Source organism: Roseateles chitinivorans (assembly GCF_050632145.1).
Lineage (GTDB): Bacteria > Pseudomonadota > Gammaproteobacteria > Burkholderiales > Burkholderiaceae_C > Roseateles > Roseateles chitinivorans_B.
In genome coordinates this window covers 1,846,349-1,867,840 of record NZ_CP192577.1, presented here as the reverse complement: position 1 = coordinate 1,867,840, position 21,492 = coordinate 1,846,349, and the positions used below count along the sequence as shown (strand labels likewise).

The 21,492-nt window shown below is 68.1% G+C and carries 20 protein-coding genes and 1 pseudogene; 18 read left to right on the top strand and 3 right to left on the bottom strand.

Annotated elements, in window-relative coordinates; all coding sequences use genetic code 11:
* Positions 1–32 precede the first annotated feature (32 nt).
* The 3 genes from ACQ86G_RS08585 to trxB are packed head-to-tail and all read left to right on the top strand — an operon-like array spanning position 33 to position 3,900.
* Positions 33–959, top strand: a complete 927-nt coding sequence (locus ACQ86G_RS08585) for an FAD:protein FMN transferase (protein WP_431260191.1) — start codon at positions 33–35, stop codon at positions 957–959.
* On the top strand, positions 956–2,911 hold the full coding sequence (gene dsbD / locus ACQ86G_RS08580) for a protein-disulfide reductase DsbD (RefSeq protein ID WP_431260190.1): 1,956 nt from the start codon (positions 956–958) through the stop codon (positions 2,909–2,911). The genes ACQ86G_RS08585 and dsbD overlap by 4 nt, the downstream gene beginning before the upstream one ends.
* Positions 2,912–2,940: 29 nt before the next feature.
* Positions 2,941–3,900, top strand: coding sequence for a thioredoxin-disulfide reductase (gene trxB, locus ACQ86G_RS08575; RefSeq protein ID WP_431260189.1), 960 nt, complete (start codon positions 2,941–2,943; stop codon positions 3,898–3,900).
* A 19-nt stretch (positions 3,901–3,919) separates the two neighbouring features.
* On the opposite strand, the gene ACQ86G_RS08570 is transcribed toward trxB, so the two are convergent.
* Positions 3,920–4,666 carry a hypothetical protein gene (locus ACQ86G_RS08570; protein ID WP_431260188.1) on the bottom strand — a complete coding sequence of 249 codons (747 nt, stop codon included), beginning with the start codon at positions 4,664–4,666 and terminating at the stop codon, positions 3,920–3,922.
* Positions 4,667–4,696: 30 nt separating this feature from the next.
* Here ACQ86G_RS08570 and ACQ86G_RS08565 point away from each other — a divergent pair, with 30 nt between their 5' ends.
* From ACQ86G_RS08565 to ACQ86G_RS08510, 12 genes are all read left to right on the top strand, one after another.
* On the top strand, positions 4,697–5,320 hold the full coding sequence (locus ACQ86G_RS08565; protein WP_431260187.1) for an RNA polymerase sigma factor: 624 nt from the start codon (positions 4,697–4,699) through the stop codon (positions 5,318–5,320).
* Entirely contained in the window at positions 5,317–6,069 is a 753-nt protein-coding gene (locus tag ACQ86G_RS08560) for a zf-HC2 domain-containing protein (RefSeq protein ID WP_431260186.1), read from the top strand. Before ACQ86G_RS08565 ends, ACQ86G_RS08560 begins: the two co-directional genes overlap by 4 nt.
* Before the next feature lie 3 nt (positions 6,070–6,072).
* Positions 6,073–6,684 (top strand): hypothetical protein, encoded by a 612-nt coding sequence (locus tag ACQ86G_RS08555; protein ID WP_431260185.1) that lies wholly within the window; start codon positions 6,073–6,075, stop codon positions 6,682–6,684.
* A complete protein-coding gene (locus tag ACQ86G_RS08550; RefSeq protein ID WP_431260184.1) occupies positions 6,657–7,493 on the top strand; it encodes a S8 family peptidase in 837 nt (278 codons plus the stop codon). Before ACQ86G_RS08555 ends, ACQ86G_RS08550 begins: the two co-directional genes overlap by 28 nt.
* Positions 7,494–7,621: 128 nt before the next feature.
* The gene (locus ACQ86G_RS08545) at positions 7,622–7,969 is read left to right on the top strand and encodes a nuclear transport factor 2 family protein (RefSeq protein WP_431260183.1); all 348 of its coding nucleotides are present in this window, start codon (positions 7,622–7,624) and stop codon (positions 7,967–7,969) included.
* Between the two features lie 660 nt (positions 7,970–8,629).
* Complete coding sequence (locus tag ACQ86G_RS08540) at positions 8,630–9,580, top strand: hypothetical protein (RefSeq protein WP_431260182.1); 951 nt, start codon at positions 8,630–8,632, stop codon at positions 9,578–9,580.
* 1 nt (position 9,581) lies between these two features.
* Positions 9,582–9,779: a hypothetical protein gene (locus tag ACQ86G_RS08535; RefSeq protein ID WP_431260181.1), complete on the top strand. Its 198-nt coding sequence runs from the start codon at positions 9,582–9,584 to the stop codon at positions 9,777–9,779.
* 262 nt (positions 9,780–10,041) lie between these two features.
* Positions 10,042–10,638 carry a PAQR family membrane homeostasis protein TrhA gene (trhA, locus tag ACQ86G_RS08530; protein WP_431260180.1) on the top strand — a complete coding sequence of 199 codons (597 nt, stop codon included), beginning with the start codon at positions 10,042–10,044 and terminating at the stop codon, positions 10,636–10,638.
* 257 nt (positions 10,639–10,895) lie between these two features.
* The gene (locus tag ACQ86G_RS08525; RefSeq protein ID WP_431261364.1) at positions 10,896–13,940 is read left to right on the top strand and encodes a di-heme oxidoredictase family protein; all 3,045 of its coding nucleotides are present in this window, start codon (positions 10,896–10,898) and stop codon (positions 13,938–13,940) included.
* Positions 13,941–14,201: 261 nt separating this feature from the next.
* Positions 14,202–14,510 carry a hypothetical protein gene (locus ACQ86G_RS08520; protein WP_431260179.1) on the top strand — a complete coding sequence of 103 codons (309 nt, stop codon included), beginning with the start codon at positions 14,202–14,204 and terminating at the stop codon, positions 14,508–14,510.
* Between the two features lie 92 nt (positions 14,511–14,602).
* On the top strand, positions 14,603–15,256 hold the full coding sequence (locus ACQ86G_RS08515; protein WP_431260178.1) for a glutathione S-transferase family protein: 654 nt from the start codon (positions 14,603–14,605) through the stop codon (positions 15,254–15,256).
* Between the two features lie 101 nt (positions 15,257–15,357).
* Complete coding sequence (locus ACQ86G_RS08510; protein WP_431260177.1) at positions 15,358–15,912, top strand: hypothetical protein; 555 nt, start codon at positions 15,358–15,360, stop codon at positions 15,910–15,912.
* Between the two features lie 72 nt (positions 15,913–15,984).
* Here ACQ86G_RS08510 and ACQ86G_RS08505 read toward each other — a convergent pair whose 3' ends face one another.
* Entirely contained in the window at positions 15,985–16,899 is a 915-nt protein-coding gene (locus ACQ86G_RS08505) for a LysR family transcriptional regulator (protein ID WP_431260176.1), read from the bottom strand.
* A gap of 78 nt (positions 16,900–16,977) precedes the next feature.
* Between ACQ86G_RS08505 and msuE the strand changes: the two genes are divergently transcribed.
* The 3 genes and pseudogenes from msuE (at position 16,978) to ACQ86G_RS08490 (ending at position 19,726) form a co-directional block, all read left to right on the top strand.
* A complete protein-coding gene (gene msuE / locus ACQ86G_RS08500; RefSeq protein WP_431260175.1) occupies positions 16,978–17,559 on the top strand; it encodes an FMN reductase in 582 nt (193 codons plus the stop codon).
* Between the two features lie 45 nt (positions 17,560–17,604).
* Positions 17,605–18,600 carry a DUF1852 domain-containing protein gene (locus ACQ86G_RS08495; RefSeq protein WP_431260174.1) on the top strand — a complete coding sequence of 332 codons (996 nt, stop codon included), beginning with the start codon at positions 17,605–17,607 and terminating at the stop codon, positions 18,598–18,600.
* Between the two features lie 101 nt (positions 18,601–18,701).
* Positions 18,702–19,726: pseudogene (locus ACQ86G_RS08490) on the top strand (methionine synthase).
* Positions 19,727–20,011: 285 nt separating this feature from the next.
* Here ACQ86G_RS08490 and ACQ86G_RS08485 read toward each other — a convergent pair.
* Entirely contained in the window at positions 20,012–20,794 is a 783-nt protein-coding gene (locus tag ACQ86G_RS08485) for a TniQ family protein (RefSeq protein ID WP_431260173.1), read from the bottom strand.
* Between the last annotated feature and the right edge of the window lie 698 nt (positions 20,795–21,492).

The window sequence follows — 21,492 nt, the reverse complement described above, 5'->3', positions numbered from 1 at the left end:
CCCACCGCCCCGCTGGAACCGACGAGCGCGCCATGTGGTCCGTCCACCGCCATGCCTTCACCGCGATGGCCTCGCCCAACGAGGTCGTGCTCGGCGGCGTGGCGGCGGACCTGGCCGCCGACGCCAGCGAGGCCGTCGAGGCCGAGGTGCGCCGCATCGAGCGCAAGTACTCGCGCTATCGCGACGACAGCGTGATCTCCGCGATCAACGCGCGGGCCGGCCGCAATGCCGTCGCCGTCGACGAGGAGACGGCGCAGCTGCTGAACTTCGCGGCCGAGCTGCATCGGCAGAGCGACGGCCTCTTCGACATCACCAGCGGCTGCCTGCGCCGCGCCTGGGACTTCAAGGCCGGCCGCGAGCCCGCGCCTGACGCGCTGGCGCTGCTGCGGCAGCGCATCGGCTGGCACCGCGTGCAATGGGACGGGCGCGCCATCGCGCTGCCACAGGCGGGCATGGAGATCGACTTCGGCGGCATCGGCAAGGAGTACGCCGCCGATCGCGCCGTCGCCGCGCTGCGCGGGCTCGGCGTGCGCCACGGCTTCGTCAACCTCGGCGGCGACATCCGCGTCCTCGGTCCGCGGCCGGACGGCGAGCCGTGGGTCTTCGCGATCCGCCATCCCCGCCGCGAGGACGAGGTCTGCGCCCGCATCCCGCTGGCCGACGGCGCGCTCGCCACCAGCGGCGACTACGAGCGCTTCTTCATCACCCCCGACGGCCGGCGCTGCTGCCACATCCTCGATCCGCGCAGCGGGCAGCCGGTCCGCCACTGGCAGGCCGTCAGCGTCATCGCGCCGCTGTGCGTCGCGGCCGGCGCGCTGGCCACGATGGCCATGCTGATCGGCGGCGACGCGCCCTCGCGCCTGAACACGCCGGGCGTCGGATTCCTGCTCGTCGATGCCGACGGCCAGGTCCGCACGCACGACCCCGACCAACTGATCCCACTTCCGACCTCGCCATGAGACTCCTCGCCACCTTCCTCGCCGGTGCGGCGGCCGCGTTCGCGCTGGCCGTCACCGCCCCGGGACCCGCCCTCGCGGCGATCGATCAACCCGCGTTCCTGGAACCCACCCAGGCCTTCCCGGGACGCGCGCGCATCGAAGCGCCTGCGGAGGGCGCGGGCGGCTCGGGCGCTGCAGCCACGTCCACGGTGGTCGTCGAATTCGACATCGCCGCCGGCTACCACCTGTACCGCGAGCGCTTCGCCATCGAGGCCGATGGCGCCACGCTGCCCGCGCCGGGCCTGCCGGCCGGCAAGTCGGTCTTCGATCCCAACTTCAACAAGACGATGACGCTGTGGGCCGACGCCGTCCGCGTCGTGCAGCCGCTGCCGCAGGGCGTCGTGCCGCAGACGCTGACGGTGCGCTACCAGGGCTGCGCGGATCGCGGCCTCTGCTATCCGCCGCAGCAGGCGCTGGTGCATCTGGAACGAGGCGGCGACGGACTGTTGAAGGCGCGCTGGGAGGCGCAGCCGGACGCGCTGTCCGCACCGATCGAGGATGCGGCGCCGACGGGATCCGGAACCCCGGCCGCATCGGCGTCCCCGAGCATCACCGCGACGCCGTCGTCTTCCTCCTCGACGGCCGCGACCTCCGCCGCCGACCAGGCCCCCGTCGACAGCAGCGCCGCCGCGCTCCAGTCCGGCAGCCTGCTGCGCGTCGTCGGCATGTTCCTGCTCGGCGGCCTGCTGCTCTCGTTCACGCCCTGCGTGCTGCCGATGCTCCCGATCCTGTCGTCGATCATCGTCGGCCAGGGCGCGCCGGTCTCGCGGGCGCGCGGCTTCTCGCTGGCCGTCGCGTACTCGCTGGGCATGGCGATGGTCTACACCAGCGCCGGGGTCGTCGCCGGCCTGCTCGGCTCGGGCTTCGCCGCCGCGCTGCAGAACCCGTGGGTGCTGGGCAGCTTCGCGCTGCTGCTGTCGGTGCTGGCGCTGTCGATGTTCGGGGTCTGGGAATTCCAGATGCCGGGGTTCATCCAGGACCGCGTCAACAACGCGTCCAACCGCATCAAGGGCGGCCGGCACGTCGGCGTGTTCCTGATGGGCGGGCTGTCGGCGCTGCTGGTGGGGCCGTGCGTCGCGGCACCGCTGGCCGGCGCGCTCGTCTACATCAGCCAGACCCGCGACGTGGTGCTGGGCGGCTCGGCGCTGTTCGCGCTGGCCTGCGGCATGAGCGTGCCGCTGCTGCTGCTCGGGCTGTCCGCCGGCACGCTGCTGCCGCGCGCGGGCCGCTGGATGGAGCATGTGAAGACCTTCTTCGGCCTGCTGCTGATCGCGGTCGCGCTGTGGCTGGTCTCGCCGGTGCTGCCGACCGGCGCGCTGATGTTCCTGATCGGCGCGGTGGCGCTGGTCGCGGCGATCTGCCTGGGTGCGTTCGAGGCCGGCCGGCCGCGCGCCCTCAAGGCCGGCGGCGCGCTGGTGGCGCTGTGGTCCGCCGCGATGATCGGCGGCGCGCTGTCCGGCGGCGACAGCGTGCTGATGCCGCTGCGCCATCTGGCGCGGGGCCCGGTGGACGGTCTGCCGCTCGCCAGCGCCGAGGCCGCGTCGCGCGCCACCTCGGCGCCGACCTTCGAGCGCATCACGACGGTGGCGCAGCTCGATGCGGCGCTCGCGTCGTCCGACCGTCCGGTGATGCTGGACTTCTACGCCGACTGGTGCGTCGCCTGCAAGGAGATGGAACACCTCACCTTCTCCGACCCCGCGATCGCCTCGCGGCTGCGCAGCGCGCGCCTGCTGCAGGCCGACGTGACCGCCAACAGCGCCGAGGCGAAGGCCCTGCTCAAGCGTTTCCAGCTGTTCGGCCCGCCGGGGATCCTGTTCTTCGACCCGCAGGGGAAGGAACTCGCCGCCGCCCGCACGATCGGCTTCCTGCCCGCCGACGAATTCGCCCAGCGCCTGGACCGCGCCAAGCTGTGATCCGTGACGAAACGCCAGGCAGAACCGACATGAGCCTCCCCCAACGACACACCGCCCTGCTGATCCTCGGCTCGGGCCCCGCCGGCTACACCGCCGCGCTCTATGCCGCGCGCGCCAACCTGAAGCCGCTGCTCGTCACCGGCATCGCGCAAGGCGGTCAGCTGATGACCACGACCGAGGTCGACAACTGGCCCGCCGACGTGATGGGCGTGCAGGGCCCCGAGCTGATGCAGCGTTTCCAGCAGCACGCCGAGCGCTTCCAGACCGAGATCGTCTTCGACCACATCAACGGAGTCGATTTCTCGGCGCGCCCGTTCACGCTCACCGGCGACAACGCGGTCTACACCGCCGACGCGGTGATCCTCGCCACCGGCGCGTCGGCGCAGTACCTGGGCCTGCCGTCCGAAGCGGCGTTCATGGGCCGCGGCGTCAGCGCCTGCGCGACCTGCGACGGCTTCTTCTATCGCGGGCAGGAGGTCTGCGTCGTCGGCGGCGGCAACACCGCCGTCGAGGAGGCGCTGTACCTGTCCAACATCGCCGGCAAGGTCCATCTGATCCATCGCCGCGACAAGTTCCGCGCCGAGCCCATCCTGGTCGACAAGCTGATGGACAAGGTCAAGGCCGGCAGGATCGAGCTGCACGTGTTCCATACCTTGGAAGAGGTACTGGGCGATGCCGGCGGCGTGAACGGCGTGCGCATCAAGAGCACGCAGGACGGCGCGACGACCGACGTCCAGCTGCAGGGCTGCTTCATCGCGATCGGGCACAAGCCCAACACGGAGATCTTCCGCGGACAGATCGAGCTGCGCGACGGCTACGTGCTGACACGCAGCGGCTCGGAGGGCTTCTTCACGATGACCAGCGTGCCGGGCGTTTTCGCTGCCGGCGACGTGCAGGACCACATCTATCGCCAGGCCATCACCAGCGCCGGTACCGGGTGCATGGCGGCGCTGGATGCGCAGCGGTTCCTGGAGCAGCAGTCAGGCTGACGGCTGACTGCGGGAGGGCTCAGAACGACCAGGCCACGCCGGCGACCCAGCGCTGCAGCGACGGGTCGCCGCGTTGCGGCAGCGAGCTGTACAGCCGCGACGCGCTGAAGCGCCAGTCCCCGACGGTGTAGGACAGCCCCGCGTTGGCGAAACGGTAGGACCCGCTGCCATGGCCCCAGTTGGAGACCGTGCCCCAGCCCAGGTCGGCCGCCAGCGCATCGACCAGGCGGCGGTGCCAGGTCAGCTCGGCGATGGTCGCGCCGCGATGGCCGAGGTAGCCCCACGACGAGTACGCGGCCAGGTCCGGCGACACCGACACCGTCGCGCCCCACTGCCCCCACGCGGCCGTGTCCCACAGCCCGCCGAGCGACAACTCGCTGTAGCGCAGACGGTCCGCGTTGCCGCCGCCGGCATAGGCGTAGTGGGCGCCGGACAGCGTGACGACGCGGCGGTCATCGATCTGCCACCAGCGGGTCGCCGAGAGGATCGCCTCCGCCTTGGCCCCGTTGCGGCCGTGCATCGTGCCCAGGCCGAGGCCCAGGCTCCAGTTGCGGTCATCGCGGTAGTAGAGGTCGGCGGTGGCGCCCGGCTGGTCGCCGCTCAGGCTGATCCCGCGCGAGACGCGCTCGCTCACGACCGACACCGTCCCGCCCCAGTTCTGCGCGGCGACGCCCCCTGACGCGACGAGGCCCGACGCCAGCCAGGCGACGGCTCGAGCGAGATTTTTGGGGGCACGGCAACCATCGGCGGCGATTCTGGCACCCATGAGGGACACTTCTGCAGAAATCAGTCGCCCATGTTTCAACCTGTTCCGAATGAAGCGGACACGGCCGCCGAGTCGCGTCTGCGTGCCTGGCTGCAGGCCGCCGCGGCCGGCGACCGGTCGGCTTTCGAGCAGCTGTACCGGCACTGCCAGCCGCGGCTGTCGCGCTTCGTGCTGCGCAGTTGCGGCCGGCCCGACCTGGCCGAGGAGGTCGTCAACGACACGCTGTGGATCGTGTGGCGGACCGCCGGCAACTTCCGCGGCGAGTCGCGGGTCTCGACCTGGATCCATGGCATCGCCTACCGCTGCATGCTGAAGGCGCTGCGCGACGGCGTGACGGCGCAGGAGATCAACGCCTCCGCCGTCAGCGACGCCGAACTGGCGATGGCCGAGCCCGCGTTCAACGAGGCCGCCGACCGCGAACTGCGCGACTGGGTGGCCCGCGGCCTGGCGGCGCTGCCGGTGGAACAGCGGGTGACGCTGGAGCTGGCGTACTACCTGGGCGAGACCTGCGAGGACATCGCCCGCATCATGAATTGCGCCACCGGCACCGTGAAGGCCCGCATGTTCCACGCGCGGGTCCGGCTGCGCAACGTGCTGCCCGAGCTGGGCGGCGACATCCCCCCGGCCAGCGGCACTGAAGGACCGATCCGATGACTTCCCACGATGCCCCCTCCGACCGCGCCGGACTTCCCGCAGGCGATCCGGCGATGGGTCAACCCAACGAGCACCGCCAGGTGTGGGACGCGATCGCCTGGGTCGTCGCCGGCACGGCGACGGCGGAGCAGCGCCGCCTCGTGCAGGCGCACCTGCCGCACTGCGCCCATTGCCGCGACGAGCTCGCGCTGCAGCAGCAGATCCACCGCGGCATGCAGGATGCGCCGCGCCCATCGGGCGCCGCGGGCGCGGCCGGCAGCGAGGCCGAGGAAGCCGCGATCCAGGCCGGCCTGGACCGGCTGTGGGCGCGCGACCGCGACGCGGGACCGGTGACGCCGGTCGAAGGCCCGCGCGGCGCGTCCGCCAACGACGGCGGCTCGCGCACGACGCGCTGGCTGACGGCGGCGGTGGCGGTGCAGGCGGTGGCGATGTGCGTGCTCGGCCTGCGCCTGTGGAGCGACGGCCATCCGCCCGCCGACTACGTGACGCTGAGCCAGCCGGCCGCGCTGCCCGCCGGCGCGGTGGTACGGCTGGTCCCCGAGGAGCGCGTGGACATGGGCCGGCTGCGGCAGGTGCTGACGCACCACGGACTGCGGATCGTCGGCGCGGACGAGGACGCGAGCAGCCTGCTGCTCGCGCCGCTGCAGCCGGCGCCGGTCGAGGCCGTTCCCGCGATGGTCGACCGCCTGCGCTCGGAGCCGGGCGTGCTGCTCGCCGAGCCGGTCGGCGCTGCGGCGCCGGGGCGCTGAGCGATGCCGTCTTCGATCGCACGAAGGATCGTCGACGTCGTCTCGACGCTGACCCTCCTGACGACGGCGTTCGCCTTCAGCGGCGCGGCCCACGCGGTGGCCGACGCCATCGAGGCCCCGACGATGGCGACGCCTTCGATGGCCACCGCCAACGACCGCCTCATCATCCTGTCCGTCGAGGACCGCGGCGAGCCGCTGCCCGGGGCCGGCGGTTCGGCGCGCGGCGACTACCGCCGGATGGCGGGCTATGCGGGCAGCGCGCGGGCCCTGGCGATGTCCGAGGCGCTGGCGCGCGAGTACGGCCTGCGCGAGCAGGCCGCCTGGACCATCGCGCCGCTGAACCTGCGCTGCATGCTCTACGCGCTGGGCGCGGGCGAGGATGTCGACACGGTGCTGGCGCGTTTGCGCCAGGACACGCGGGTGAAGCTCGCGCAGCCGCTGAACGACTTCGAGACGCTGGCCGGCCCCGCGCCGGACGTCGCGCCGGTGGCGCCCCCGCGGCGGTCCCGCCGCCGGCACCGGCGGCGTCCTCCACGACCTCGCTCTACAACGATCCCTACTTCGGCCTGCAGAAGGGCTTCCAGCAGATGTCGACGGCGGCGCTGCAGCAGGTGAGCGTCGGCGCGCGGGTGAAGGTCGCGGTGATCGACACCGGCGTCGACGCGCGGCATCCGGACCTGCTCGGCCAGGTGTCGGGGCAGCGGGACTACGTCACCGGCGGCGGCGCACAGGTCGATGCCGTGCCGGAGCGCCACGGCACGGAGGTGATGGGCCTCATCGCGGCCAAGGTGAACAACCGGCAGGGCATCGTCGGCGTCGCGCCCGGCGCCGTGGTGACCAGTTATCGCGCCTGCTGGACCGACGTCGCACGCGCCGGCGCGGACGCGGGGCCGGCGCCCGCGCGCTGCAACTCGTTCACGCTGGCGCAGGCGCTCGGCGCGGCCATCGCCGACGGCGCCGACGTGATCAACCTCAGCCTGGGCGGTCCGAGCGATCCGCTGCTGACGCGGCTCGCGCAGCACGCGTTGTCGCGCGGCGCGGTGCTGGTGGCGGCGGCGCCGCCGGGGCGGCTCGGCAAGGGATTTCCGAGCGAGGTGCCGGGGACGCTGGTGGTGGCGAGCACCGGCGAGGCCGCGGGTTCGGAAGGCTGGCTCGCCGCGCCGGGACGCGCCGTGCTGACGACAGTGCCCGGCGGCGGCTACGACATCGACGCCGGCAGCTCGCTCGCCGCGGCGCACGCGACCGGCGTGATCGCGCTGCTGCGCGCAGCCGTGCCGACGGCCGATGCCGAGCGGCTGAAACGTGCGCTGCTGGGCTCGATGGGCACGTCCGGTGCCATCAACGCCTGCGCGGCGGCTCGGACGCTGGGCGTGGCGGGCTTGCACTGTGATGCCCCGCCGCAGGACGCGGCGCCGAAGCGTTGAACCGCTGAGCGGCTGACCGCTGGATCGCGACGTCGACCCCAGGAGGGATACGCCCGCCTCGGGACAGCGGCACCAGCGCCGGCACCGGCGCGCAGCTTGCCCTGGTGAAGGCTCACCAAGGAGCCCCCATGTCCGATCGCAACAAGGCCGCCCTGACGGCCGCCAATGCCGCCATCACGCGCGGCGATACCGAAGGGTTCCTGGCGTTCTGCGCCGAGGACATCACCTGGACCACGGTCGGCGAGGACACGCTCCAAGGGAAGGCGGCGGTGCGGCAGTGGATGTCGACCGGGTACGCGGAGGCGCCGTCGTTCACCGTGACCGACCTGGTCGCCGAGCGGGACTTCGTCATCGCGCTGGGCACCATCGAGAGCCAGGGCGACGACGGGCAGCCGGTCCGGAACGCCTACTGCGACGTCTGGCGCTTCCGCGACGGCCTGATGGTCGAGCTGAGGGCGTTCGTGATCCCAGCCTAAGCGCGACTCCTATCGATGAGGGATTCGCCAGCGCGGCGATCTGCGTAGGCTTCGCCGTGCCACATGTTCCCTGGTATAGCCACGCATGACCACGTCGTCGCCATCCTTCGATGTTTCGCAGCTGATCGGTTGGTCAGGGCATGGACTTTGGCGCCGAGTCAGCTGACACAGCCCATCACGTACAACATCAACGCATTCAATTCGGGCGCACCGCAGAACCGAGGCGCGCATCGTCTCGCAGCAAAGCTACGGACGTCAGCTCGGACGTCTATCCGATGCGGTTCAAGCGCTGATGGATTTGCTTTATCCGGAGGGCGGGCCAGATGGCTCGAACGACCCACTCGCAAGCTTCTCCCAACTGCGCGAGGACATCGAAGCACTAAAGGCCGACGGAGCGGAAGATCGGCTAAAGCGGGTCACCCAAGATTTGAAGATCTTGCAGGCCGCCGATCCCCATCGTTTCGAACGTGTAAGAAAGACGCTGCGAGATTTATCTCTCAACCGGCGTCAGCCGAATCTTGTGAGATTTCCGATAGGCATTCAGCCTAGCATCGCCCTCGTGGTTTGCACCTCTGGTGCACATGCGCGCCCTCGACGAAGCTAATCGCTCAAGCTAAAAACAGGCGAAAGAGCGCTGAGGGTGGAATGAAGAGGACATCATTGAGAGTGCTGCGATGGACAGCGGCCAAGGCGCGTTCACCGATTCACGAGACATTTGTCGAGGTGATCGTGTTGGGGCTCGGTGCGTTGCTGACGTTCAAGAAGCTCACCAGCTTTAGCCTCACCCAGTACGGAACCCGCGTGCTCGCGCCGTTGGGAGTGCCTCGGAGCGTGGTCGAGACCGGTGTGATCGTTCTCGCCTACGTCTGCCTCTACGCTGTGCTGGCGAAACTCCTGCTTGTGGCTCTCGAAAAGCTGAAGATTGGTCCACTGCCCAAAGGTGCGTTTGGGCGGCTCGCGCAGTGCTGCATCACAGTGCGCGATGACGACGAGAAAGAACTCGAAGTCTTGACGGCTCGCGGAGGCAACACGCTTCGCCTGGCCGAACGACGGAAGGATCTGGCCGACGTGCACATCGTGGATCTGATCGGCAGGCTTGCCGAGCACTTGTGCGCCACGATACCGAAGTGTGAAGAGGACGACCTGTTTATTTCTGTCTATGCGGCAGAGCCGTTTACCGTTGCGGGGCAGCTCCCTATGACGCTACGGCTGTCCGGCCATCATCCGAGACGAGACGGAGGTGAAGTCGTAAGTCATGTGATCGACGTGGGCGCCGAAAGGTTCGCGGGTTACGAATGCGTGAAGGCCATCAACTCCGGCGCGCGCAAAGCCGTAGCGCTGTCGGATTGCAAAAAATACTTCCGGTCAAACACGGATCGCCATCGTCGAATTCAGCACTATCTCGGAATGCCGCTGATGGGGTGCGATCGAATCATCGGCTTCCTGAATATCGAATTTTCGAATCACCTGTTCTTCGTGTCCGACAACGAACTGCGGGAATACATGACAAAAAATATTCTGGGCTACAAGTATCTTCTGGAGCATCATCTGTTGAGAGCAGAGTTCAACGTGAAGCTCCTCGAAGCCGCAGCCAACAAAACGGAGGGCTGACATGGAAAAGGTGCTGAAGACCAGCGACGTGAACCGTCAAACGCCGGAGATCAAATCGCGACACAGTGACGCCATCGCAAAGGCCGCCGAAATGCTTCATGAGAAGCATGTGAAGCGAATGGCAGAGGATGCAGGGCTCTCTTACGACGACGCCCGTCGCCTTCTGACGACCCACCGAACGACCGCCGCAGCCGACTGACGGCACATTCTTTGGAAGCGCTCCTCTAGAGACCTTGCCGGTCCTATTGAAGGGCCCGTACTGCCTCATGTTGCAGGCGATGCTGCGCATCGTTGTGGCCGGCAGCCGTGCATGCGCCGCCGTTGACTAAGTTGAGTGGTGAATGTGTGTGTGGTGCTGGCTGGACGCCCGCCACCTGCTGCCCGACGGAGCGTCACATGACCCGGCTACGCTGGGCCATCTCATGACGCGCAGGGCGGCGGCGATGTATCCAGGCGAACGCTTGAACGCGGGCACCCATCTGCTGGGCCTGCTGGCGGCCATCCCCGCGGCCGCCTGGCTGGCGTATCAGGCGTCGGGCACCGGCAGCGGCCGGCGCGTCGCCGTCGCCTGCATCTTCGGCGCGGCCCTGATCGCGCTGTTCGCGGCCTCCACCCTCTGCCACAGCACCCGGGGTCGGCGGCAGCGCCTCTGGGTCCGCCTGGACCATGGCGCCATCTTCCTGCTGATCGCCGGCACGATGACGCCGTTCGCGGTCCTGACCGGCGACGGCTGGCTGCGGTGGGTGGCCCTGGCGAGCGTCTGGCTCGTGTCGCTGTGGGGGATCCGTCGCACGGTGTGGGGCGACGTCGAGCGCCCCATGCTCAAGGTGTACCTGGCGATCGGCTGGCTGGCCACGATGGTGTGCATCCCCGCGCTCCAGGCCCTGCCGGTGGCCTGCGTGGCGCTGTTCGTCGCCGGGGCCGGTGCCTACACCGCCGGAACCTACTTCTTCGCCAATCCGGGCTGCAGTCGCCACGCCCATGGCATCTGGCACCTGTTCGTCGTGGTCGGCAGCGGCTGCCACTTCGGCGCGGTCGCGCACTGCGTGCTCGTGTGACCGCAGGGCGTGTCCCGGATGAAAGTGACACTATTTGTCGCATCTGATGTCAGGCCTGACAAAACCTGACCCTGCGGCGATCCGCATATCGCCCGACTACCTCTTTGGAAATAGCGTCGGCGACCGGAACCCCTCTGATTCGCGGCGCTGATCGCACTTTGTGACCAGCCGCAACCGGCACGTTCTCTGCTTGAACTAGGCAAAAGTCCACCTGGGCCGCGCATTCGCGGGCCCGCTGGTGTCTCGTTCCATCGGACCTGCAGGAAGCGCCATGCGCCACAACGTTTCAGAGGCTGACCCGACGTCGGTCTGCCCCGCCCCCCGAGCCCCGTGAGCGCATTGAGCCCCTGGGGTCTCGTGTTCAGCGCGGTCGTCGCCCTCAGCGCCGCCGGCACGCTGGCTGGCTGCGGCGGCGGTGGCGGTTCCTCCGGCGACACGGCCAACCCGCCGGTGGCCGGCGCGCCGGCGCCCCCCGCCTCCTCGCCGCCTGCCGCTTCGCCCCCGCGTCCCCTCCGGCGTCGTCGCCCGTTGGCACCGACGAACCGGAGCTGCCGCCGCCCGCGCCCGCGCCGCCCAGCCTGCCCTCCGGCGGCGGCACCGCGACGCCCTCGCTGCCCCCGTCGCTGCAATCGCCCACCGGCCTGGACATCAGCCAGCCCGGCAAGGCCATCACCGGCATCAAGGCCACCTCCAGCGCGCTGGAGAATAACGGCGACACCGCCCAGAAGACGCTGGACGGCGACCTGAACACGCGCTGGGCCAGCGCCTTCGACGACAAGGCCTGGATCCAGTTCGACTTCGGCGCCAAGACCGCGGTCGGCTACATGAAGCTGGTGTGGCAGAACGCCTATGGCAAGGAGTACGCGCTGCAGGTCTCCGATGACGGCGAGACCTGGTACCAGCTGCGTTATGTCGCCGGCGGCAAGGGCGGCACGGAAGAGTTCTTCAACCTGAACGCCAACGCGCGCTACCTGCGCCTGCAGGGCGTGGCCCGCGGCACGCAGTACGGCTACTCGCTGCTCGAGGTCAACTTCAACGCGCCGGGCAGCGACAACACGCTGCCCCTGCTCACCGCCTCGTCCGTCCCGACGCCGCCCGCCAACAGCACGGTGGTCACGCCGGCGACGCCGCCCACGCTGGAGACGACGCAGTTCACCCTGCCCGACGGCACCCTGGTGACCCGCATGGGCTTCGTCGGCCGCTCGCGCCATGGCCGCGAGCGCGGCGAGGAGTGGAACGAGATCGGATTCGGCCCCAACGACACCGTGGACGCCAACGGCAAGCCGCAGGACAAGGGCCCGGGCGCGTACCTCAACTTCATCGCCAACTACTTCAAGAACCGCACCTGGGGCGTCGAGTTCATCGACAACAGCCGCGTGGCCGGCGTCACCAAGCCGACCCTCATCGTCAACCAGTACTTCCAGCAGGCGCAGCGCGGCGGCGGCCACTCGTTCTTCCGCCGCATCGACGACCCGAACGTCACCGGCTACGGCTGGATGTCGCCCGGCAATCTGCTGGACCGCACCACCTACACCGACGGCTTCGTCGACAAGACCTCCTGCCCGATCGTCCCCAAGCCGCCCCAGAACGCCCTGCTCAAGCCCACCACGGGCTACGGCGGCGTCATCGGCGCGAACGACGGCTGCTCCGTGGTGCTGGACAACATGCCCGGCCACCAGGACCTGTCCCCCAACGCCAACGGCGTGATGGTGCCCAACGGCGTCAACATCCCGTCGCGTCCGCTGAAGCTGGGCGAGGCGATCGAGTTCACCCCGTCGTTCTTCTCCAGCCGCGCGGCGATGGACGCGATCCAGGACAACGGCAACTTCCGCTACTACACCAACGAGGTGACCTACGTGGTGGGCAGCGGCCTGCGTCCGCAGTACGGCGTGCAGCCGCGGCTGAACAACGCGGCGCTGCCGGTCGAGACGCTGTCGGGCGGCACCGGCTCGGTCTCGTACGACTACGCGGACAACTCGACCTTCATGTTCCAGCAGCCGAATCTCCAGATCGGCATGCAGAACATGCAGCGCTTCGTCGAGGGTCGCCGCTGGTTCCACACCAACATGTGGACCGGTGACCACAACGAGCAGGGCAACGACCGCAACATGGACGCGGTGAAGCTGCAGGGTCCGCGCTTCAACCAGACCAACTGCTTCGGCTGCCACATCAACAACGGCCGCAGCCTGGCGCCGCAGGTGCTCAACCAGCGCCTGGACACCATGGCCGTGCGCGTCGCGGCGCTGGACGCCAACGGCAAGCAGCTGCCCCACCCGGTGTACGGCGAGGCCGTGCAGATGAACGCCCGCTCGGCCACCACCGGCGCGGCGCAGGACTGGGGCAACGGCGTGCGCGTGGCCGGCTTCGACACGAAGAACGTCACGCTGGCCGACGGCACCGTGGTGACCTTGAGCAAGCCCAAGGTCAGCTTCGACGGCCCGACGCCGACGGTGTTCTCGCTGCGCAGCGCGCAGCCGGTGATCGGCATGGGTCTGCTGGAGGCGATCACTGACGCGGACATCCTGTCCCGCGTGCGCACGACCGCGGACGAGGACGGCGTGAAGGGCCAGGCCAACCTGGTGTACGACCCGGAGACGGGCGCCGTGCGCGTGGGCCGCTACGGCTGGAAGGCCGCCAAGGTGAGCCTGCGTCACCAGACCGCCAACGCGCTGCTGCTGGACATGTCGGTCACCTCGCCGGTCTACCCGAACCGCGACTGCCTGGCCGGTCCGGCCCAGTGCAACAACAAGAAGGTCGAGAAGGGCGTCACCGAGGACGAGCTGACCCTGCTCTCGCGCTATGTCGCGCAGCTCGGCGTGCCGGCGCAGCGCAGCCTCGTCAGCGGCTTCCCGAAGGGCGTGACCCCGCTGTCCTACCTGGACGTGGACCCGGTCAAGGTCGCGGCGGGCGCCAAGGTGTTCTCCACCATCCGCTGCACGGCCTGCCACATCGCCGAGATGAAGACGGGCGCGGGCACCGAGCTGGCCGAGATGCGCAACCAGATCATCAAGCCCTACACCGACCTGCTGCTGCATGACATGGGCAGCGAGCTGGCCGACAACTTCGCGGAATCGCAGGCGACCGGCAGCCAGTGGCGCACCTCGGCCCTGTGGGGCATCGGGTACACCGAGCGCGTGGCCGGCGATGGCGTGAAGGTGGGCTACCTGCACGACGGCCGGGCCCGCACGCTGACCGAGGCCGTGCTGTGGCACGGCGGCGAAGGCGATGCCAGCCGTCAGCGCTTCATCAAGCTGAGCACGGCGGACCGGCAGGCGCTGCTGGCGTTCCTCAACTCGCTCTAAGACTCGACGGGGAGGCGACTCCCCTGCCACGGCATCACGGCCTGGTACGCAGCTCCGGATGACAGGACGCCCACGGCGTCTTCGAATCCGGGACGGCGTGCCAGGCCGATTTCCTTGGCGAGCGCCACGCTCGCGAGTCGCGCCGCCATCCGCCCTCGGCGCGGCCCCATTCACCGCCTCATCCCGCAGTTCACGACACGACGCGACACGCCATCGACTGCGCCTCATACAACGCCTCCTGGAGCAATCGGAGGAATGAACATGCAGGCAGATCTCGAGGTGGCGGCAGTCGCGGACCACGCGCCGACCACGGCCCCCAGGAAGAAGAGCTACTTCAAGGCGAACGTGGCGACCGTGCTCGCCATCGCGATCGTCGCGGCGGCGGCATGGATCACCGCGATGACCCTCGTCGAGGCCTACGGCATCGGTGCGAATCACTTCGGCCAATCGACCGACATGGCCAAGCGCGCGGGTCCCGGCGCCGGGCTGTTCGTCCTCGACGGCGTGGCGCTGGCGGTCGCCGCGGTTCTCGCGCGGCTGGCCGCCCGGCGCTTCCGCTCGGGTCGCTGAAGGTCCCGCGGGCACCTTTCTTTCGCGCAGGTGTCGATCGCGGTGAGGGTCGTTCGTCGTTCCCATGCACACCCCGTGCAAGGATCACCACCATGACCATCACCATCACCGCTTTCGACCGCTCTCCCGACGGGGGCAAGGGGCTGGCGCGCGACACGCGCGTGCGCTGGGCGCTGGAGGAGGCCGGGCTCGCCTACGACGTCCGCCTCGTCTCGTTCCAGGCCATGAAGGAAGCGGCGCACAGGGCGCTCCATCCCTTCGGCCAGATCCCCACCTATGAGGAGGAGGGGCTGACGCTTTTCGAGACGGGCGCGATCGTCCTTCACATCGGACAACGGCATCCGGGCCTGCTGCCCGACGATGCCGACGCGCGGGCGCGCGCCGTCACCTGGATGTTCGCCGCGGTGAACACGCTGGAACCGCCCATCCTCGAGTTGACGATGGCCCGCCTGTTCGAACGCGACAAGCCTTGGCATGAGGCCCGGCTCCCCCTGCTGGAGACGCGGGTCCGGACGCGATTGCAGCAGCTGTCGGAGCGGCTGGGCGACGCCGACTGGCTCGACGGCGCCTTCAGCGCGGGGGATCTGATGATGGTGCACGTCCTGCTGCGATTGCGGTCCACGGGACTGCTCGACGAATTCCCGCGACTGGCCGCCTATGTCGCGCGCGGTGAAGCGCGTCCGGCCTACCGGAGAGCCTTCGCCGACCAACTGGCGGTGAACACCCGAGCACCACAGTCGGGCTGATCGCCGGCCCATCCGACGCATTCGACGTCTCGTCGCTTTCGCCGCGCAAGGCCTGGCCCCTGCGCCGACCATCGCGGCTTCTTCCACGCCAGGAGCGCGCGATGTCCCTCTCCCCCGCCACCGTTGCGGAGACCCGCCGTCCGCGCGTGCTGCTCACGATCGTGGTCGCGCTGCTCGAACTCGCCCACCTCGCCTGGCAGTGGACCCATGGCGGCATCCTCAGCCATCACCTGCTCGCCAATCCGGACCTGCCATCCGTGTCCAACGGCTGGGGCATCGTCGCCCTACCCGCACTGACGTGGTTCCTCGCCGGCCGTTTCCTGCGTCGCGCGACCTCCGGCGCGGCGACGCGCGCCATCGTGACGGCCGCGCTGGGCGCCGCCTGCGCCGGCATCGGCCTGTCGCTGGCCTTCAGCCTCGGCACGTCCGATCACGCCGCGCTGGTGCTGCTGGCACTCCTGCTCAGCGGCATCGCATGGCCGACGTACCGCGCCGAATACCTGCTCGGCTTCGTCGTCGGCATGGCGTGGACCTTCGGCCCGATCCTGCCGATCCTCATCGGCTCGGTGCTGGCGCTGAGCTCGTTCCTCGTGCGCCGGGTCGCGTGGCCGGCGATGCGCTGGACGATGGCGCGGCTTACCGCGGCGCGAACGTGATGCGGCGCAGGTTCCAGCCGGGCGCGTCCTGGAACACCGTCAGCACCAGAGGTGCTGCGGTGACGGCGACCCTCAATCGGCCCCTTTCGCAGCGGCGATCGCAGCGCCCGGTTGACGTGCCAGCTCGATGAAGGCCCGCACGTAATCGATGGTGGTCTCCGCCTCGCGCGCGCCCAGGAAGATCTGCTTGGGGATGCCGCGCGCGCCCAGCCGCACCGGGACCACGTCCATCCGGGCCGCGTATTCGTCGACCAGCCAGCGCGGCAGCGCAGCCACGCCACGGCCGCTGGCCACCATCTGCACCATGATGTCCGTGGTCTCGATGGCCTTGTGGCGTCTGGGCGTGACACCGGCCGGCAGCAGGAACTGGCTGTAGATGTCCAGCCGCTCGATGTCCACGGGGTAGCTGATGAGCACCTCCTGGGTCAGCTGCTGCGGCTTCACATAGCTCGCCGACGCCAGCGCATGCCCCTTGGCCACGACGAGCACCTGCTCGTAGTCGAACACCGGCACGAAGCTCAGTCCCGGCTTGAACAGGGGGTCAGGTGTGACCAGCAGGTCGATCTCGTAGCCGAAGAGCGCGCCGATCCCGCCGAACTGGAACTTCTGCTTCACGTCCACATCGACGTCGGGCCAGGCGGTGAGATACGGCGACACCACCTTGAGCAGCCACTGGTAGCACGGGTGGCACTCCATGCCGATGCGCAGCGCGCCGCGCTCGCCGAGCGCGAACTGGCCCAGGCGCTCTTCGGCCAGATCGAGTTGCGGCAGGACCCGGTTCGCCACCGCCAGCAGGTACTGGCCCGCCTGCGTCAGGCGCAGGCTGCGGCCTTCGCGCAGCCAGATGTCGGCGCCCAGCTGCTGCTCCAGCTTCTTCATGCTGTGGCTCAGGGCCGACTGGGTCAGGTTCAGCACGCCGGCGGCCGCCGTCAACGACCCCTGCTTCTCGACCTGCTGAACGATGCTGAGGTGGATGCGTTCAAGCATTCAGATGAGCCATTTTCATGGATTCGTGAGAATTGACCATTTTACGTCATGGCCTCCCCTGGCTAGCATCCGCTCCCTATGACCCGTCCCCTCCGTCTAGTCGCCGTTTCCGGCGGGATGCAACGCCCTTCCAAGTCCGCGGCCCTGGCAGAGCACCTGCTGGATCTGATCGCCGAGGCGGTCCCCGTCGAACAGCACCTGATCGAGCTGGGTCCGCTGGCCCCGCAGTTCGCCGGCGCGGTCTGGCGCTCCCAGGCGCCCGCCGCTGTGGAGCGCGAGCTTGTCGCGGTCGAACAGGCCGATGTCCTGGTGGTCGCGACCCCGGTGTTCCGCGGTTCCTACACGGGCCTGTTCAAGCACTTCTTCGACTTCATCGATCAGGACGCCTTGATCGACAAGCCGGTCCTGTTGGCCGCCACCGGCGGCAGCGAGCGCCATGCGCTGGTCATCGACCACCAGCTGCGACCGTTGTTCAGCTTCTTCCAAGCGCGCACCTTGCCGCTGGGCGTCTACGCGACCGACAAGGATTTCATCGACTACCGCCTGCGGGACGAGGCCCTGCTCCAGCGGGCCGCCCTGGCGGTCCAACGCGCATTGCCGCTGATCGACCTGACGCGCCACGCCAAGGCCCCTGCCGCCAGGGAAGTGATCGTGGCCTGACACCGCGACCGACGCCTCTCCCAGACATCAGCCCACCCCATCGCCATGAACGACGAATTCACCTTCAGCCTCAAGAGCATCCGCTTCGACGAGGACTATCAGCCGTCGGACAGCACGCGCATCACGACCAACTTCGCCAATCTGGCGCGCGGCGCGAGTCGGCAGCAGAACCTGCGCAACACGCTGCGGATGATCGACAACCGCTTCAACGACCTGGCGTCCTGGGACAACCCGACGGGTGACCGCTACGCGGTCGAGCTCGAGATCATCTCCGTCGAGATGAGCATCGACACCCAAGGCGGTGACGAGGCATTTCCGCTGATCGAAATCCTCAAGCCCAGCATCCTCGACAGGAAGACCGGCCAGCGCATAGCCGGCATCGTGGGGAACAACTTCTCCTCCTACGTGCGCGACTACGACTTCAGCGTCCTGCTCCCGGCGTACAACGCCAACCGCCCGGAATTCGGAACGCCGGAAGGCTTCGGCGATCTGCACGGCAAGCTGTTCAGGCAGTTCGCGGATTCCAGTGCCTACCGGGCGCGATTCAACAAGCGGCCGGTCATCTGCATCAGCGCGTCGACGAGCAAGACCTATCGGCGGACCGGGAATGTCCACCCCGTGCTGGGCGTCGAGTACCAGCAGAGCGAGCGGTCGTCGACCGACCACTACTTCGCGAAGATGGGGATGCAGGTCCGGTTCTTCATGCCCCCGAACGGCGTGGCGCCGCTGGCGTTCTACTTCTTCGGCGACCTGCTGGGCGACTACTCCAGCCTGGAGTTGATCGGGACCATCAGCACGATGGAGACCTTCCAGAAGATCTATCGCCCTGAGATCTACAACGCCAATTCCGCGGCGGGGCAGTTCTACCAGCCGAGCCTGAAGCACCAGGACTACTCGTTGACGCAGATCGTCTACGACCGGGAGGAGCGCAGCCAGCTGGCCGTCAAGCAGGGGAAGTTCGCGGAGGAGCAGTTCATCAAGCCCTACCGGCACCTGCTGGAGCAATGGGCGGCCCATGTCGAGCTCCAGCCCGCCGATTGAATCCGCCGGTTGACTCCGCCGGTTGACTCCGCCGACTACACCCGCCGAATGCCTGGCGAGATCCCTCGCCGCACCCGTCTTTGCCTGAAAGGAATCCCCTGATGTTTGAAACCTCCATCGCCGGCAGTCTGCCGAAGCCGGCCTGGCTCGCTGAAACGAACAAGCTCTGGCCTCAATGGCGGGCGGAAGGCGACGCGCTTCTCCAGGCCAAGGCCGATGCGACGCTGCTGTGGATCAAGGCCCAGGAGGACGCCGGCCTGGACATCGTGTGCGACGGCGAGCAATCGCGGCAGCACTTCGTGCACGGCTTCCTCGAGCAGGTGGCGGGCATCGACTTCGAGAACAAGGTGAAGATGGGCATCCGCGACAACCGCTATGACGCGATGGTGCCGCAGGTGGTGTCGGCCTTGCGTCTGAAGGGCCGCGTGCACGCCTTCGAAGCGCAGCTGGCGCGTGCGCACACGAAGAAGAAGCTGAAGTTCACCCTGCCCGGCCCGATGACCATCGTCGACACGGTGGCGGACCGCTTCTACGGCGACAAGGTGAAGCTGGCGTTCGCGTTCGCCGAGCTGCTCAACCAGGAGGCCCTGGCGCTTCAGGCGGATGGCGTGGACATCATCCAGTTCGACGAGCCCGCCTTCAATGTCTACATGAAGGACGCGGCCGACTGGGGGTGCAGGCGCTCGAGCGCGCGGCGCAGGGCCTGACCTGCACGACGGCGGTCCACATCTGCTACGGCTACGGCATCAAGGCCAACACCGACTGGAAGAGCACCCTGGGCGAGGAATGGCGCCAGTACGAGGCGGTGTTCCCCGCGCTGGCCCGCAGCCGCATCGACCAGGTGAGCCTGGAATGCATCCACTCCCATGTGCCGCCCGACCTGATGAAGCTGCTGGCCGGCAAGGACGTGATGGTCGGCGTGATCGACGTGGCCAGCGACGTGGTCGAGACCCCGGAGGAAGTGGCGGACACCATCGGCCGGGCGTTGGAGTTCGTGCCGAAGGAGCGCCTGTTCCCGTGCACGAACTGCGGCCTGGCGCCGATGGGACGGGACGTGGCATGGCGCAAGCTGCAGGCGCTGGCGGAGGGGACGAGGCTGGCGAAGGAGCGGCTGGGTCAGGCGTGACGCCCCTTGACCGCCGGTGACGGCCGTCCGATCATCGCGCCCGATAATCGGAGCGAGCTTTCGTATCGTGAGCCGGCAAATCAAAGGGTCGAACATAGTTGGCCTATGCATCTCCTCTGAAAAGCGCTGTAAGGCTTCACATTGCTGGACACGCCAAAGGGTAGAACTCTTGTCTGCTGTTCCGCTTCCTCCGCTTGGAGCGCAGATCAAAGGGTAGAACTTGAGGCCTGACCAGGTCGGATTGACTGCTGACTTCCGCTGAGAACGCCACGAGCCGACGGCGTCCTAGACCTCGATGCTCCGCCGCTCATATGGGGGGACCGACTCGCCTGCATGGAAGGCGAGGGCCAAGCGCGCGAAGCGAGAGCACCCAACCTCGTCCACGACTTGGCGGTCAAAGATCAGCTTGTGCCATAGCCGATGAAACGCAAATGCGCTCAATCTGTGCTCAGCGGACCGGCGGGCGAGTTGCCAGTCTTGATCGTCACCGTGGACCACACAGCCGAGGCCGCGAAATGCCGGTTCAAGACGCTCCCGAATCTGCCTTCGGGCCTGTTTTCGTAAGAAAAAATTTGCAGCGTTGGTCCATCGCCGAAGGAGATCCAAATCCCAGAAGGAATACCCTGGGCTACCCCGCCGAGCATCCAAGAAGGCCGCTCGATACTCCTGATCGATAGGTCCGGGTTCGGAACACACGCGCACACCGCGTCTAACTGAACAGCCGCAAGTTATGCAGGCCGAGTCCGGTCTAAGCTTCCAATAGTAGCGCTGATTGTCACAAAGGCAGTCCAACCGGTCTTGCAACTCGACGCCGTGATGGATGCAGGTGGAGAACCCGCTCCACTGGTGACTTAGCCTCCAGTACGCGAAGCCGTAGCGTCGTGCGTCCTCGTCAATGCATACCGGACAACTCTGTAGAGTGCACCCAAGAGGACGAGTCTCTGGGCCCTCCCACGGGTATAGACCAGACCTGAGACGAGCGGCGTAGTCAGCGTCGAGCCCTACAGCCATCACGTTCACAAGGCTGTGCCGCCGCCATAGCTCTTCGACGCTCAATCGTCCTCGCAAAGCGATCTTTGAGACGTACTCTGCCTCCGGGACCTATCGCGACCTCAATCTGATATCGGAGGTGCCGAAGAACGCCAGCAGCGCTTCATCCCTGGTCGGTCGCACCGTGTTTTGAAGCACAAACGCTTGAAAGACACCTTGAATCGCGGCGTCATAAGGCGCGTCGGGAATCAACGCTCATGCTCCGCTGAGAATGATGCTGGAGCGAACAGGGGGCGCTGTCGTGCGCGAGCAGACGAAATCGTGCTTTGCAGATTCGGCCGCTCCCTCGCACCGTCACCAGTTGCAGCTGGAAGAGTCTCCAAAACCAACCGTGTTCCTTGGCGGGAGAGCCCCGCAGCGCGAGCCAAGTGCGGCGCTGAATGCCCAGAAGGTTCCGTGGCCAAGACCCGGAGCACGCGCACGTTTCCAGCGCTTCCCAAAACACTGGTCAGCGGAAAGCGAACATGACTATGCACTTTTGATGGAGCCGGCGTGCAAGAAGGGGGAGCCAGGCGCGGGGAAATCAAATTTCTATAACGCTATTCAAGTTTCTCTAACAACCGTCCGAGGGACCAGCCGCAAACAACTGCAGAGCTTGGGGGGCACTCACCTCGATGGCGTCGCATTCGTTGTCAGCGATCGGGCGGCGCATTCAATCATCCGTCCGGAGATCTCCTGACGGCGAAGCGTCCGTTGCGGGGGCAAGGAGATGTAAC